Source organism: Allocoleopsis sp., assembly GCF_036703385.1.
In the GTDB taxonomy this organism is placed as follows: domain Bacteria; phylum Cyanobacteriota; class Cyanobacteriia; order Cyanobacteriales; family Coleofasciculaceae; genus Allocoleopsis.
Genome location: NZ_DATNPA010000752.1, coordinates 1 through 15,863, shown reverse-complemented (window position 1 = coordinate 15,863; position 15,863 = coordinate 1). Strand labels below are relative to the sequence as shown.

The 15,863-nt window shown below is 44.9% G+C and carries 13 protein-coding genes and 4 pseudogenes; 12 read left to right on the top strand and 5 right to left on the bottom strand.

The features are described from left to right. Window positions 1-1,008: glycosyltransferase (locus V6C93_RS35395; protein ID WP_333481385.1), on the bottom strand; the 1,008-nt coding region annotated here is incomplete at its 3' end. Between the two features lie 347 nt (window positions 1,009-1,355). Between V6C93_RS35395 and treY the strand changes: the two genes are divergently transcribed. Next, window positions 1,356-4,157: a malto-oligosyltrehalose synthase gene (gene treY / locus V6C93_RS35390; RefSeq protein ID WP_333481384.1), complete on the top strand. Its 2,802-nt coding sequence runs from the start codon at window positions 1,356-1,358 to the stop codon at window positions 4,155-4,157. 282 nt (window positions 4,158-4,439) lie between these two features. Further along, window positions 4,440-4,688, top strand: a pseudogene (locus V6C93_RS35385) (transposase); the annotation flags it as partial. Window positions 4,689-4,862: 174 nt separating this feature from the next. Here V6C93_RS35385 and V6C93_RS35380 read toward each other — a convergent pair. After that, window positions 4,863-6,158, bottom strand: coding sequence for an ATP-binding protein (locus V6C93_RS35380; protein ID WP_333481383.1), 1,296 nt, complete (start codon window positions 6,156-6,158; stop codon window positions 4,863-4,865). 435 nt (window positions 6,159-6,593) lie between these two features. Between V6C93_RS35380 and V6C93_RS35375 the strand changes: the two genes are divergently transcribed. The 3 genes and pseudogenes from V6C93_RS35375 (at window position 6,594) to V6C93_RS35365 (ending at window position 8,164) form a co-directional block, all read left to right on the top strand. Then, window positions 6,594-7,391 carry a glucose 1-dehydrogenase gene (locus V6C93_RS35375; RefSeq protein WP_333481382.1) on the top strand — a complete coding sequence of 266 codons (798 nt, stop codon included), beginning with the start codon at window positions 6,594-6,596 and terminating at the stop codon, window positions 7,389-7,391. A 1-nt stretch (window position 7,392) separates the two neighbouring features. Next, window positions 7,393-7,640: pseudogene (locus V6C93_RS38910) on the top strand (aquaporin family protein); the annotation flags it as partial. Window positions 7,641-7,669: 29 nt separating this feature from the next. Further along, on the top strand, window positions 7,670-8,164 hold the full coding sequence (locus V6C93_RS35365; RefSeq protein WP_333481380.1) for a quercetin 2,3-dioxygenase: 495 nt from the start codon (window positions 7,670-7,672) through the stop codon (window positions 8,162-8,164). On the opposite strand, the gene V6C93_RS35360 is transcribed toward V6C93_RS35365, so the two are convergent. Further along, window positions 8,139-8,603 (bottom strand): SRPBCC domain-containing protein, encoded by a 465-nt coding sequence (locus V6C93_RS35360; RefSeq protein WP_333481379.1) that lies wholly within the window; start codon window positions 8,601-8,603, stop codon window positions 8,139-8,141. The genes V6C93_RS35365 and V6C93_RS35360 overlap by 26 nt on opposite strands. A 172-nt stretch (window positions 8,604-8,775) precedes the next feature. Between V6C93_RS35360 and V6C93_RS35355 the strand changes: the two are divergent. The 7 genes and pseudogenes from V6C93_RS35355 to V6C93_RS35325 all read left to right on the top strand — a co-directional run. Beyond that, window positions 8,776-9,234, top strand: a pseudogene (locus tag V6C93_RS35355) (FAD-dependent oxidoreductase); the annotation flags it as partial. Window positions 9,235-9,425: 191 nt separating this feature from the next. Further along, complete coding sequence (locus V6C93_RS35350; RefSeq protein ID WP_333481377.1) at window positions 9,426-10,343, top strand: hypothetical protein; 918 nt, start codon at window positions 9,426-9,428, stop codon at window positions 10,341-10,343. A 337-nt stretch (window positions 10,344-10,680) separates the two neighbouring features. Further along, entirely contained in the window at window positions 10,681-11,067 is a 387-nt protein-coding gene (locus V6C93_RS35345; protein ID WP_333481376.1) for a hypothetical protein, read from the top strand. 155 nt (window positions 11,068-11,222) lie between these two features. Continuing rightward, a pseudogene (locus V6C93_RS35340) lies at window positions 11,223-11,930 on the top strand (MGH1-like glycoside hydrolase domain-containing protein); the annotation flags it as partial. Window positions 11,931-12,005: 75 nt separating this feature from the next. Further along, a complete protein-coding gene (locus tag V6C93_RS35335; protein ID WP_333481374.1) occupies window positions 12,006-12,467 on the top strand; it encodes a DUF29 domain-containing protein in 462 nt (153 codons plus the stop codon). Between the two features lie 410 nt (window positions 12,468-12,877). Further along, window positions 12,878-14,326, top strand: a complete 1,449-nt coding sequence (locus tag V6C93_RS35330) for a HAMP domain-containing sensor histidine kinase (RefSeq protein WP_333481373.1) — start codon at window positions 12,878-12,880, stop codon at window positions 14,324-14,326. Window positions 14,327-14,334: 8 nt separating this feature from the next. Then, window positions 14,335-15,009, top strand: a complete 675-nt coding sequence (locus tag V6C93_RS35325) for a response regulator transcription factor (RefSeq protein WP_333481372.1) — start codon at window positions 14,335-14,337, stop codon at window positions 15,007-15,009. 112 nt (window positions 15,010-15,121) lie between these two features. On the opposite strand, the gene V6C93_RS35320 is transcribed toward V6C93_RS35325, so the two are convergent. Beyond that, window positions 15,122-15,292, bottom strand: coding sequence for a hypothetical protein (locus V6C93_RS35320; RefSeq protein ID WP_333481371.1), 171 nt, complete (start codon window positions 15,290-15,292; stop codon window positions 15,122-15,124). Between the two features lie 233 nt (window positions 15,293-15,525). After that, on the bottom strand, window positions 15,526-15,863 hold a 338-nt coding region (locus V6C93_RS35315), incomplete at its 5' end, for an alpha amylase C-terminal domain-containing protein (protein WP_333481370.1).

Here is a 15,863-nt window from a genome sequence, read left to right as displayed (position 1 = left end):
GGTGACATGAGTAAACAACATCATGTGAGATTCCCTGATTTTCTTTAACAACTTTTTCCGATCTGACTCAAATCCCGTCAGTTCGATTAAAGAACTTAAGCCCATCTCTGCAATCATTGCTTCCATTTCCTGCCTCAAAGGGCCATCACCCATCCAAGTGGCGTGCAGCTTTACACCCAAATCCCTCGCCCTTGCTATAGCTTTTACCCAGTCTAAGGGCGCTTTCATCGGATCGATGCGTCCGGCATAACAAATGCGAATTGTCTCATCGCTCTCAGCACGCTGAGCCTTTTGCAACAGCCTTAATTTGCCGATGCAATCTGAAGGTTTTGTGTGGATGTCGTGAATCAAATGGCTGTTCTTGCAAAACGGGCTGTAAGCTGAATAGCAATCTTGACCATGCCACAGACCTAGGGAACAATTCTTGATAATCTGTTTGTGGTAGCTCGCGATGAGCGGTGCGAGGATTCTCGACTTCAGTCGGGTTTTGAGTGTTGCTCCCTGTCGCGATCGCAACATCACCTCATGTTCAACGCGATCCGTATGAATACTATAGGCTCTACCCTGTTTGTGAGCTTCCAAGGCGGCAACCGCAGCCCAGTCGCCAAACAATCCGCCAATCGCAAATTGAAGATAACGGCAGCGTGAGATTAATTCCCCCAGAGAGGCTCGTACCGAAGGATAGCACGAGAAAAACTTGGTGGGAGAATAAGCCCAAGGGAGTGGCACAAATTCAAAGCGATGGGGTTTGGCTAAGGTGGCTGTGTCTCGCCAAGTCATCGTTTTCCTGTCTTCCTGTATGGCTAAGGCTTCAGGCAATACGGGGGCGGCGACGATAACTGACTCAAAGTTATCCGCCCACTGTTCCAACCCGTTGCAAGCCTGGGACTCAAGGAATAGTTGGTTTCCTTTAACTAGAAGCGGAACGGGTAGAACGAGCAGCATCCCTTTTTGTTGCACAGATTGCACAGCCCTGGCAAGCTCGTATTCTCTGGACTTAGTCAACATAAAACAACTGTTATTAGTGTATTGAGCTATATCAATTAATAAACTTTTACTTGCTATTTATCGAAAGGTTCTCTGCCCGTAGAAAGATGTTTTATTTTTCTCCAAAAGAGAAAATTTAACTGATTATATTATTGTGGATACAGCCTCTTTACAAAAAAAACACATAGTCTTTTCAGAAGCTTAGAAATTCAACCTAAGATTTGTGCTAAAGCCGATTTGAGGTTGATGAAGTACAGTAACAGCACTTGGTGAATAAATATTGGCTCATACATCCAACTTTAAGGGACTTTATTTATTTTGCAACTGTTGTAATTAATTTTGGTTTCATGAGGAGTAATTCTTAAATAATGCGAATTCCAAGAGCCACTTACCGGATTCAATTTCAGTCACAATTTAAGTTTGAAGCCGCCAAAGATATTATTACTTATCTAGCTGATTTAGGAATTTCAGATCTCTACGCTTCACCAATATTTAAAGCCACACCAGGCAGTACCCACGGCTATGATGTCACCGACCCCACTCAACTGAATCCAGAATTAGGTACACCAGAAGATTTTGAAGCGTTGGTACATGAACTGAAGACTTATGACATGGGATGGGTGCAGGATATTGTTCCCAACCATATGGCTTATCATAGCCAAAATGCTTGGCTCATGGATGTTCTAGAAAATGGACTAGATTCGGATTTTTCTGACTACTTCGACATTGAATGGGAACATACCTACGAAGACATCAAAGGGCGAGTGCTTGCCCCAATGATGGGTAGTTTTTATGGAGAAGCGTTGCATAATGGCGAGATTCAGCTCAACTATGAGGAGAGTGGGTTAAGCGTCAATTACTATGCTTTAAAGTTACCTGTCCGAATCGAATCTTATGGTCGGTTCATAGGTCAGAATTTGGGACAGTTAGGAAGAGAGCTGGGGAAGCGCAATCCAGATTTTCTGAAGTTACTGGGTATTCTTTATCTGATAAAAAGCATACCTAACGAAACCAAAGGTAAGGAACGATATGCCCAGCTCGCTTTTGTTAAAGTACTTTTGTGGGAACTCTACACCCAAAATCCTGAGGTTAAAGAATTTATTGATAGCAATGTAAAGCTTTTTAATGGAGAAAAGGACAACCCAGATAGTTTTCATCTTCTGGATACTTTGCTACAAGACCAGTTCTACCGTCTCTCTTTCTGGAAAGTTGGTGCGGAAGAAATTAATTATCGCAGATTTTTTACCGTCAATGAACTCATTTCTATGAGGGTACAAGAAATCAAAGTTTTTCACAAAACTCATGATTTTGTAAGCCAGCTTGTTGAACAAGGAAAAGTTACTGGATTACGAATCGACCACATTGATGGACTTTACGACCCAACGGAATACCTGAAGCGACTCCGGGAAAAAACAGGAGATGTTTACATCACTGTTGAAAAGATTTTGGAATTGCAAGAAGAATTACCTAATGTTTGGCCTGTTCAGGGAACCAGTGGCTATGATTTCTTGAACTACGTCAACGGGATTTTTTGCCAAACTGAAAGTGAGAAGCATTTTACTGATATCTACACAAAGCTCAGTAGCTCTCAAAACGATTACGAGCAGCTATTTTTTGACAAGAAAAAACTAATCGTTGAGAAAAATTTAGCAGGCGATGTCGATAATCTGGCTCAAATTCTGAAAAAAATTGCGGGTCAATCCAGAGTGGGAATTGACTTTACGATGAACGGTCTGAAAAGAACCCTGTCAGAGGTACTGTGCCTTTTCCCCGTTTATCGCACCTACGTCAATGGGGATGGGTTAAGTGAAGACGATCGCACTTATATCAAGGAAGCGATCGAAGAAGCCAGAGGACGGATTCCGCTCCTGTTGAACGAACTGAACTTTATCGAAAAATTGCTCTTGCTGGATTGGCAGGAAGGGTTAACAGAAGAACAAAGAGGTTTGAGGCTTCACTTCATCATGAGGTTCCAACAGTTAACTGGCCCTCTGATGGCGAAAGGGATTGAGGACACACTATTTTATGTGTACAACAGACATCTAGCGTTGAATGAAGTAGGGGGAAATCCTGGAAAATTTGGCATCACCATTGACGAATTCCATCAGGTAAATCAACAACAAAGTAGTGCTTGGCCTCACAAGATGAATGCTACGGCAACCCATGACACGAAAAGAGGTGAGGATGTCCGAGCAAGATTGAATGTGCTTTCAGAAATTCCAGATGAATGGGAAAAACAGCTACTCACTTGGATTCACCTTAATCGTTCTAAGAAAAATGAGGTGAGGGGGAAAGCTGTTCCGGTTCCTAATGATGAGTACTTTTTTTATCAGACTTTATTGGGCTCTTATCCGTTTGATGAACGCGAAAATACTTCGTTTACTGGGCGGATTAAAGACTACATGCTCAAGTCGGTAAGAGAAGCTAAGCTACATACGGCTTGGTTACGTCCTGATAGTGCTTATGAAGAGGAATTCCTGGCCTTTGTGGAGAGAGTGTTAGAACCTTCTGACTCGAATGAATTCATGAAGGAGTTTCTACCGTTCCAGAAGTGGGTAGCTGGGTATGGAATCTTTAACTCGCTCTCACAAACCTTGCTGAAATATACAGCACCCGGTGTGCCTGATACCTATCAGGGTACGGAGTTATGGGATTTGAGCATGGTAGACCCCGATAACCGTCGTCCGGTGGATTATGAGCAGCGAATGTCGTTCTTGAAGGACATTAAGCAGAAAGCACAAACCGATAACTTGAAGCTGGTTGATGAGCTATTGTCTTCTAAAGAAGATGGTCGGATTAAGTTGTTCCTAGCTCACCGGGTTCTTCAGGTGAGAAAAGAGAATGTGCAAGTATTTCAAAAAGGAAATTACCTGCCTCTGGAAGTAACTGGGAAGTTTAAGCAGCATATTGTGGCGTTTGCGAGAAGCTTTGGGGATAGTATGGCAATTGCAATTGCCCCCCGTTTCTTCTCAACCCTAGTTCAACCTGGAGAATATCCTCTCGGCGAACAGGTTTGGGCAGATACTCACTTACATCTACCCCAAGGTTCGGCATCGAGTTGGCGAAACGCCATCACCGAGCAAACGATTTCCGGAAGTGGCGAGGTTGCGATCGCACAGATTCTGCAACACTTCCCTGTAGCGCTGCTCATCAATAGACCTCTTGCATAAATCCTGGAAAGCCCCCTAAATCCCCCAATTCTGGGGGCCTTTGAATTCTATTCCCCCCACCCCTCTCTTTCTCCCCTAAGAGGGGAGAGGACAGAGGACGAAGCCTTTTTTTATTGGGGGCTAGGGGGGCGAAAATCGAATGAGAGCAAGAGGTCTAATACTCTTCAAGAGAGATACGGGGATACAACGGCATCAAAGAAATTCTTTTGATAAGGCGGTAATTCAACACTGGCTCGGACTTGGTTGATGTAGTCAGTTAAATCCTTCAACAGTGCTCGTTGAAAAGGTATCCTCAGTTATATTGAGCAAAATCTCCCGAATATCCAACTCTATTTTCTTCCAACATATAGCCCTGATTATAATCTGATTGAGTTAGTCTGGCATTCCTGTAAAGAGGATATAGCTCACCGACTCTTTCAATCGGTTGAGCAGCTCAAAGACTTGCTAGACCGACTGCTCAATCAGGGAGAGCTAATCATTAGATGGAACAGAAAAATTAAACATAAAGGAGAAGCTGTCATTGCAAGTTAAAGGTTTGACAGCTTATCAATATTCCCCAGGAAAAGTGCCGTTGCTGTTGAGCAAGACTTTTATAGCCTCGTTTTTCCCGCTAACTTAGAGAGTATTTTAACTTCGGATTATATTGCGGACAGGTCTAATGGGTAGGCGGGTAGGCATTCCCACCAAAATTATCAAGCATTTCTTCTAGGATGAGTACTGCTCATCAATTACTGCATCTACAGGTAATTGGACGCTCACCGTAGTGCCTGTCAATTGGTCAGACTGAATGGATAGTTTCCCGCCATGAGCGTTGACGATGCGTTTGACAATGGCAAGCCCTAACCCGGTGCCACAAGGTTTCGTAGAGTAGAATGGCTCAGTTAGTTTGGAGAGAACGTCCGGAGGGATGGGGTCGCCACCATTGTGGACATTGATAAAAACTCGATTTGGAACAGTACCCATCTCTACGCCCCACCTGACTATATACCCAGGTGCGATCGCCTCACAGGCATTGCGGACAATGTTGATAAACACTTGTTTGAGCTTATCCTTATCCCCTAGGATTTTCACCGTAGCTAATGCCGGAATGAATTCTATCTGTCGCTCCAGTGCTTCCGGCATCTCGCGGATTGGCATCAGCATCTCATGAATGAATTCATTCACATCCAAGGTTGAGAGCTGCAACACTTGAGGCTTGGCATAGAGCAAAATTTCACGCAATAGGCGTTCTAAACGACCCGCTTCGCTAAGAGCTAACAATAATCGCTCTTGGGCTGCTTCGGACAGAATAGTCCTCTTAAAATAATTCAACCCCATCATCATCGTGGTTAGAGGGTTGCGAATCTCATGCACAATCATGGCCGCAAATTCACCAATGGCTGCCAGACGTTCCTGCTCTACTAACTTGGCTTGAGCTATCCGCAGTTCCTCTGTCCGTTTTTCTACCTCAGCCTCCAGAGCTTCATTAAACTGTCGCTGCTGCTGGTACAGATGATAGTTGTCAATTGCCGTGGCAGCACGTTCAGCAAACAGCTCCACAATTTTAATTTCTTCTGTTGTAAATTCGCGTGGCTGCCGATGAAAAGAGCAGACTGTGCCGATTACTTCACCTTGGGAAGTCCGCAACGGTATCCCTAGATAAGCTCGATAACCCTTTGCACATCTGCCATATTCTGGGTGAGCGTCGGCATCGTCAACAGCCAGAGAGCGTCCAATTTTGATAACAGTGCCGATTAATCGACCGTGCAGTGCATAGACACGAGGAGCGTCTTCATCCATGTCGATGCTACTTGCCAGTATCGTCTCAAACCCGTCTTGGCATAGGGTCACAACCGTCCAATCTATTTCGACCAGTTGGCTGACTCCGCAAGCAATGTCTTTCAAATAGCTACTCAGTTCGCCAGAGCGATAGCTAAGGGAGGACAAAAGTCCCAGCGCCTCCCGCTCTCGCTGCCACTGGCGGCGCTGCAATTCTAGATCATCGTCCTTAATTTGGCTCACGGCTGGCTTTAGCGGGGTAAACAGTACTCAGTTGAGACAGGAGTAGGAGTAGGCTTACCTTCGCGTGAAATTACCCGTGTTGGGGTGAATCGTTAGGGACATTCTACTAGATAAAATCTGCGTCTGTATAGAGTGAAGGCTATCACGACAGTAACAGCTAGCGTGATTTTTGATCAGAGAAATTAACAATGAGATTAGACTGAGAAATTCCTAAGATTGCTCTAGCTGAACTATAAGCTTTCTTGAATTAACTCCTTAGACGCTCCTCATTCTCGAACAAATTTTTCAATCAATAATCATTTTAAAGCTCAAATAAATCCTAATTAATGACCCAAGATTGTTTTAAGTAATTGTTAGGAATAGCTGTGAGTTGAGTATCAAGCTTTTTTCAAAACATTTGAGTGCATAGGTCGTTATTTTCAAAGGAGAACGTTCATGAAGCTGGAAGGTAAGGTTGCTTTAGTCACTGGCAGCAGTCAGGGAATTGGTCAAGGCATTGCGGTTCGCCTTGCTGCTGAGGGAGCCAATATTGTGATTGACTATCGCTCTCATCCAGAAGGAGCCGAGGAAACTCTGGCTAAGGTGGAGGGGGCTGGGGGTAAGTGTCACATGGCTGGGTGTCCCCATTCTCAGGGTTACGTTCTCAAAGCCGACTTGGGCAATGTCAGCGATGTACGCCGGATGATTGACGAGAGCATTACCCACTTTGGCAAGCTAGATATCCTCGTGAATAATGCGGGGATTGAACGGCACGCTCCATTCTGGGACGTAACAGAAGCTGATTATGATGCCGTGATGAACGTCAACCTAAAAGGTGTGTTCTTTGCCACGCAGGAAATGGTCAAGCACCTGATAGAAACCAAGCGAACTGGCAAAATTATTAACATCAGTTCGGTGCATGAGGAACTGCCATTTCCTAATTTCACGGCTTACTGTGCCAGCAAAGGTGGGATGAAAATGCTGACCCGTAATTTGGCTGTTGAGTTGGGGCCTCTGGGAATTACGATTAACAACGTTGCACCAGGCGCGATCGCAACTCCTATCAACACCAAGCTGTTGAATGACCCGGAAAAGTTAGGTGCCTTGCTGAAGAATATTCCCCTCGGTCGTCTGGGTCAACCGCAGGATGTTTCTTCCCTCGTTGCTTTCCTCGCGTCATCGGATGCTGACTATATAACTGGCTCAACCTTCTATGTGGATGGTGGACTGCTTTGGAACTATCAGGAGCAGTAACATGAACACTCTACGTCGCCACTATCCTGAATATTTCATGGAAGCTGCGAGTTTGGCTATCTTTATGGTTTCAGCCAGTGTAGTGACAGCGTTGCTACAACATCCGGCTTCCTGGCGCAATTTATTGGCGGAGTAGTTGGGTTGATGCTGGCGGCGAGGGTGTTGAGGGACGCGATCGCTATTGTCTACTCGCCTTGGGGTAAGCAATCCGGCGCACATCTCAATCCAGTTCTCACCTTTACCTTCTTCTTTGGTCATATCTAAGCGAGGAAATCACCATGACAGTAAATCGAGAAGGACTATTGCAGCAACCAGGACAAGGCTCATCCTATTGGATGCTAGGAGACTTGTACACCTATAAGGCAGTTGGCGAAGAGACGGGTAATGCTTATGCTCTATGCGAAGTTGTGATGCAACCGCAGAGCGAAATTCCACCGCACACTCACACTCACGAAGACGAAGCTTTCTACATTCAAGAGGGAGAGATAGAGTTTCAGCTTGACGAGCAGGTAATTGTAGCGACTGCTGGCAGCTTTCTCCACTCTCCTCAAGGTCAGCTTCACAGGTTTAAAAACATTGGCTCGAAACCAGCGAAATTGTTGTCCTGGGTTACGCCTGCTGGGTTTGAGAAGTTTGTTGTAGAAGTGGGTGTACCCGTCACAGATGGGGTTGCTCCGCCACCTGCGATTAGTTCCGCAGACATCGAAAAAGTTATAGCAACCGCCTCCAAGTATGGTGTCGTTCAGATTAACTCCCCTCACAAAACTTTTTAAGTGCCTCATTGTACCGAATATATCCCTCTCTACTCCGTAGAAAAACACCGCGACGATCTAAATACAGTAACAGCAGACCCGTATGGCGATGACTATGAATAAAACGGGTTTGTTTTTCATCAATTGACTCCAGCTTAAAGCCGTGACGTACTTTGAATAAGAAGTCAGCGAAAACATTTCCTTGCCAAACAAACTCATCAGGTTCTTGAATCAACATAAATTTAGCTGTAATCCAATGTTGACCAAATTCCTGTAAATCTTCTAAAAAACGAATATTTGAACCCACTTTAAACTCTGCACTTGCCTCTCGAACGAATGGATTCCAGTCTTTGTAGGCTTCAAAGTCAACAAGCCTGTTCCATACGAATTGCTTGGGTGCATTGATAATTATTTCTGTCACCCATCCTTCAAGTAGAGACTTGGGGTTACTCACTGGCATACATCTCTTTCTCAGTAAACTCTCAGAATTCTTAAATTCACTTCTCAGTCTCAAATCATCCTCGGCTCATCTTCGACATTTAGATTATTCATAAAGCTAAAGTACTTCATTCAGAGAGAATCTCTAGTACTCCCTTATCACTACACTTCACAGCTATCAATAGCACAATCAAATGTCTGCAACTAACCATTACGATATCATTATTATCGGAACAGGCGTAGGAGGCGGAACTCTGGCATATCGCCTAGCGCAGAGTGGCAAGAAAATTTTAGTTTTGGAACGCGGGCCTTTTCTACCAAGAGAAAAAGACAACTGGAATACTAAGGTAGTGTTTAATAGCGATCGCTACCATAACTCAGAAATCTGGTACGACAAAGACGGCAACGAACTGCACCCTGGCATGAGTTACTTTGTCGGCGGCAATACCAAAGTCTTCGGTGCAGCATTGTTTCGTCTGCGAGAAAAGGACTTTGAGAAATTTCATCACAGAGATGGCATTTCCCCAGAATGGCCTCTGAAGTATCGAGACTTTGAACCCTATTACGTCCAAGCAGAAAAACTGTACCAAGTACATGGTAAGAGTGGGATTGATCCAACCGAACCCTTCCGCACGGAAGAGTATCCCTATCCTGAATCTGAATACTGTCTCGTTCAATTTAGACTTATGGCATTACCCAGCAGCAGTAATGTTTAGCAAAGATAATCTCCAATCGTTCGTTGATAGCATTTTTATGAGTGATTAAAACAAATCATTCATAAATTTTAGTGAGACAGTATAGTTTTATATCTCTGCAAATCATCTCCTAACTAAGGTCAATACCTATGAATTATTCATGGCGAACAACAGGCAATATCAAACCGCAAAAAATGACAGAAAGCAGATTACAATTGCACTACGCAATTCAGTTTATTGCTGCCATTGGTTCTGCCTTGGCAGAGCCACTACCGGACTATAGCCATACCAGTCTAGAATGGAATCCTGAATTAAACGTATTCGTTGGATCAGTAATTCGAGCGAAGATACCGTTTAGAGTAGCACTTGATCCAATTCATCTGACTTCAATAATTTTGGACCAACAGGGAAATAGCATTGCAGAATTTCCCCTGCATCAAAAAACAATGGCAGAGGGACTAAGTTGGCACAAACAAGAGGTTTCTAAATTAGGTGCAGATGCTGACAAAGTAGCGTTTCTTTCTTATCCACCCAATGATTTTCCAGATCATCCAGTTGCTCATGGCTCGCCCTTTGATGCTAGTGAAGAATCAGCATGGCAGGAACTAACGAATTACTACGCCAATACCCACCACCTTTTACAGCAAATCATTGCTAAAACTGAGTACGCCTTATCCATCCACATCTGGCCTCATCACTTCGATATAGCGACGCTAATCTCTCTACCTGGTACCAAAAACGGAGAGCCAATGAGTATAGGAATTGGTTTGTCGCCTGGAGACAGTAGCTACGAAGAACCTTACTGGTATGTGTCTCTCTATCCCTACCTAGAAATGGAGAATCTTCCGACTCTCTATGGGAATGGGTTTTGGCACACTCAGCACTGGCTTGGAGCGGTTCTAACTGCCTCGCGCTTAGCAACTCCTACGGAAGGTGACGGCGACATAAAGGCGGCTGAGACACAAAAGCAGCAAGTTGAAGCTTTTTTAAATTCCGCTCTCCAAAAATCGCAAGTGCTACTGAAAATGGATGAAATAGGTAAAACGGGAGCATGTCAACGAGAGTAAGTTGGGTTGAGGAACGTAGGCGCAAGCCTTCTCGAAGAGTAACCCAACTTTAGGAAAGTCTGCTGGGTAACGCTTACGCTCTACCCGACCTACATGAGTACTCTACGTGCTCTCGCTGATATGCTCCTAAGTAAAACCCCGTGAATTCATTCGCATTTCCAACGTAAGGAGGTGCGATTTTTATTTGGGGGAGGCAGTGAGCAAAGTGATCGCTTTTTCAGAAATTTTTAGGTAATAATCATTTGCTGTTCAGGATTAACTCATAATAGTGATTCATCTTTGTAATCAAGCAAAAAATTTCAATAACTCCACTCAATACATACTCGGAGATTACATTATGAAACGTCTATTTCTTGGTGGTTTATCTGTTTTACTAATGTCAGCAACGGTAGCACCAGCTCTCAGAGCTGAAGTCATGGCAGAAACTGCACCAGCCAAGGTACCACAAACCCAGGCAACAAACGTGCCACCGAACATCGCAGCTCGCATGGCAGTAACGCCCTTTAACCTCGTTTTCTTAGCTTTTCAAGGTTTCTTCGAGACAGAGGGAATTCCCAGTTCTATGAGCTTTCTTTCTGCTTATCGCAATAAGCAGGTTACTGCTAGTGACCTTGTTAGAATCGCTGTCAGTATGAACAGGCTCCCCCAAGGCACGCTGGACGATCAGGGATACCTCAACGCTGTTAACTCTCAACTGGAAGCTCTCACTTCTGGAGAGCGATAAAACCTACACTTGGAGGGTACGGAATGAGGGATATTACAGGGTATCGCCTGTTTTGCTTAAGATGCGATCGCTCTAACTTAAACAGACTAGAATGCGATCGCCCCTCCTCCACATCTCTCTTAATCGGTTGATCGGGGCGAATTCAGGGCGAGCTAGGGTTCAAAAAGCGTTTGGAATGGTTTATTCAAAATCGCCCTGACCTGAAGCAAAATGTTGCCTGTATGGAGTCACTCGGCGTGGGTGCTAGACGGTTACTAGCAATTGTCCCGTGCGATAAGCTGACGCGAATCCTGCAAAAAATGCTAGATGAGACTGAGTTTTTTGGAGAGTATGGCATTCGGGCTGTCTCCAAATATCATGGTTCACATCCCTACGTTTTTGATGCCAATGGGACTCAATTCCAAGTTGATTACGAACCAGCTGAATCCAGCAGTGGTCTATTTGGTGGCAATTCCAATTGGCGCGGCCCCGTCTGGTTTCCGGTGAATTTTTTATTGATTGAGTCCCTGCAAAAGTTTCACCATTACTTGGGAGATGATTTCAAAATCGAGTGTCCAACCGGGTCGGGTCAAATGATGACACTCTGGGAAGTGGCTGCGGAATTGTCTCAAAGACTGACCGGAATTTTCCTAAAGAATTCATCTGATCAAAGGCCTGTTTATGGCGGTACTGAAAAATTTCAAACAGACTCCCATTGGCAGGATTTGGTTCTGTTCTATGAATACTTCCACGGGGATAATGGAGCTGGAATTGGGGCAAGTCATCAGACAGGCTGGACAGGTTTAGTGGCTAAACTTATCCAACAGTTTGGCGAGTATGAAGGACAAAACCAAACTTCTGAGTTAGCCAAAGAAATGGCTTAGGCGATCGCACTGACCTACTAAGATGGGAGTAAAATAGCTCAAATCTAGCCTATCCACCGTGGATTGAAGGAGCCTATGACCCTGATTCCGAAAACCACAGCCCACTTGTATGAAACAGATTTCGTGGCATGGACAGAGCAGACCGCGCAGCTCATTCGTGCCGGACAGTTTGGGCAGGTGGATTGGGACGCTGTGATTGAGGAGATTGAAAGCTTGGGACGCTCAGATCGGCGGGAGTTGAAGAGCCGTTTGGAGGTGTTATTACAGCATTTGCTCAAGTGGCAATATCAGTCTAATTTACGGAGCGGCTCTTGGCGAAACACAATCGATGAGCAACGCAACCGGATTGAAGATTTGCTTCAAGAGAGTCCCAGCCTCAAGTCCTATCCAGAAGAAGTTTTAGCTGAGTGCTACAGGCGGGGACGCTCTTCAGCCAGTAATGAAACGGAACTGCCATTGGATACGTTTCCAGCCGAGTGTCCTTATACCATCCCCCAAGTTCTTGACACCGAGTTCTTGCCAGAGGCTACTGATTGAGAAGGCGATCGCTAATCACCTGTAGATTGAGGAAAGTGAAAATCAAATACTGTTCCTTGAGGATGTTGGGTTTCCTTGAGTCAAGCCAACCTACGGCGAAAAGCGATTGCACTTCAATTGACTTTAGCTTTGATGTAATTAAGCAGATTAAGTTCCCAAAAAGTAGCCTTCTCAAAGGCTATTGATAAATCCTTCTAGCTGATTTCATTTTCTCAGAAAAATTTCTGACTCAACTCAGGAAAAACTCATTTTTTTAAGGAAATATCTAATAAGGTGAAATTACCCCTCATTAAATTCTTAGTCAATCATCTAAAAAAAATTAAATATAAGCGTAGTATTAAGCTGAATTATTAGAATTGTTTAATAATTGATTGTTAAGCTTATTTTTATAGAAGTACTGTAATTATGAAATGAGTTTTTTAGACGTTTGGTTGATAAAACTAGGGGAATTAAGTCGATGGAAAATTGACCCCTATTCACTACAATTTCGCCTAATTATAGGATTGGTAAGCATTCTGATTTTAGGACTGAGTAGCTTGGCTATGTGGACAGGTTGGGAAATGGAACAGTTTCTAATCGTCACTCATCAACAAAAGGTTGAGGCTATGGCTAACCGCTTTATTCAAGATGTGGAACGTTACAGCGTTACCTTACCGATGGAAACTGGACTCCAACAGGCAATCGATCGCGCCTCATCACCTAATTTATCGATATGGGTGAAGTGTGCTGACGGCAAGCTCATGACAGAATCCAACGCTTTGACAATTTCACCCACTGGCTTCCAGACAGTCTCCATGTCACTTCAGCAGATACCGAGTAAATCTCAGGTCTATACAATCAATGAACGGCAACTGGTGAAATATAGCAGTGCCTTAAAAGCTGACAGTAAAACGATGGGTCAGCTTTATATAGAGCATGACATAAGCCATGACTATAGCAGGTTGATGGCAGTCCTTCAGAACTTGAGAATTATAACTCTTCTGGCTTTCCTGGTGATCGCAGTTGTCTTTTCTCTGTTGATTTGGCGATCGCTGCTACCCCTGCGACAAATGAGTCAGTGGATGAGAACCCACACCGCCGAACTGAATCCTTATCCGCTAAACCTGAATCAAGCACCTAGCAAGATTAAACCACTTGCTAAACAATGGAACCGACTGTCTGCTCATCTTTCTCTAGATCGGGAGCATCAGCGACAATTTACTAATAACATTGCCCATGAATTACGCACTCCCCTCACCCTCGTTTATGGCTATCTGCAAAGAATGCTGCGACAGAGCGACAACCTGACAACTCTCCAGCAAGAAGCACTCTCAATTGCGGCATCTGAGACGGAGCGAACCATTCAGCTATTGCAAAACTTAATCGACCTGGCACGGGCGGATATCGACTCTATGCCCCTTCACCTAGAGGTACTCGTGCTGAATGATTTGATTGCAGACACGGCAAGAATGGTAGAAAAGTTTGGGCATCGAACCATTGAGATTGAAGCTACACCGTTGCCCGTTAAAGTAAAAGGCGACAAGGAAGCCGTCATGCAAGTTCTAACCCAATTAATCGATAATGCAGCTAAGTACTCAGACGCCATAGAACCAATTACTCTAAAGCTAAGTCAGATCGATGGCTGGGCAGTGATTCAAGTGTGCGATAAGGGTTGTGGTATTGCACTAGCCGATCAAAGCAGCATCTTTGAACCCTTTCATCGGCTCGATCCGTCCCGTGCCCGTTCGACTGGAGGAGTTGGCTTGGGGCTGTCCATCGTTAAAACCCTGGTGGAAGGAATGAGAGGTCAAGTTACAGTCCAGTCAACGCCCGGTATTGGCAGCACTTTCTCAATTACTTTGCCCTTAGCTAACGAGTAGGTAGTGTTATGGCAGCGCATATCCTTTTAGTTGAAGATGAAGTCAAACTGGCTCGGTTCGTGGAGTTGGAATTGAGCAGTGAGGGTTATCACACCAGCGTGGCACACGATGGTATAGAAGGGCTAACTCTAGCGCGAGAGTCATCGCCAGACTTGATGATTCTAGATTGGATGCTGCCGGGGTTATCTGGGGTGGAAGTATGCCGTCGCCTCCGAGCAACCGGAAACAAAGTACCTGTGATTTTGCTGACGGCAAAAGATGAAGTGAGCGATCGCGTAGCGGGTTTGGATGCTGGAGCCGATGACTATTTGGTCAAACCCTTTAGTATTGAGGAACTCTTAGCCAGAGTCCGTGCCCATCTGCGCCGCACTCAGGAAGTTGACCGAGATGTGTTGCAGTTTGAAGATTTGAGCTTAAATCGCCGCACCCGTGAAGTTTTTCGAGGCAAACGGGCGATCGAGTTAACGGCAAAAGAATTTGATTTACTCGATTACTTACTCTCGCATCCCCGGCAAGTCTACACGCGAGACCAAATTTTAGAACGTGTCTGGGGTTACGATTTTGGTGGCGATTCCAATATCATCGAAGTCTACGTTCGCTACCTGCGCCTCAAGCTCGAAGAAAATAACGAAAAGCGTTTGATTCATACCGTGCGTGGCGTTGGGTACGTGTTGCGGGAGTAGTAGGGCTAAAGGTCAGTAGACCGAAAACTTCTGCGATCGCTCTGGAGAATCGGACAAAACCCTTGTACCTGCACCAAGGAAAATGTACTGAAAAGTTGACTAACCCCCCACCTCACCTATGGCGACAGCGATAGATGGGGATTTGGTGTGATCGCTCTTCTGTCACTCTCGCCAGAGCAAAGTCTGGAAGCCTTACACACAGAGACTTCCAGTCATAGGGGCTTAAGACATGGGTTTCTATCAGTTTGCGATCGCTCAATTGTCCATTGAGTAGGGGTTTCATCCGTTGGCTGCTATTTTTATTTCCCTAGAGTGACACAAGAGCGTGATACCAAATCCGCCTTGATAATCCCCTTTTTGCCTGAAGTCTTTTCTTTCTTCGGCCTTTTGCTTCCAGTCTTCTGCCTTTATCTTCACTAAAAAAGGGGTAGTTAATTCGGATTTGGTATCAAATCTCCCTAAAAAGGGGGAGATGAAGGGGGTCAATGAGTGGCTAGGTCATTTCATAAGCAACACTCAACAGACCTTGAAAAATGCGATCGCTAAAGGTGGTAACGTGAGATTCAGTGAGTAAGGCTGACCGTGATGAACAATGGCGTCGGCTTCCATACCGCCACAATTGCCCATGCCGCTACCACCGTAATCTGCCGCATCACTGTTGAGTAACTCTTTCCAAAATCCTCCCGTTGGCACACCGATGCGGTAGTCGTAGCGGGGGACTGGGGTAAAGTTCGCAACCGCTAGCACGACTTCATCCGCAGACTTGCCCTTACGGATGAGACTGATAATGCTTTGCTCAGAATCGTTGCAATCAATCCACTCAAAGCCTTGCCAGTCAAAATCCAGTTGGTGCA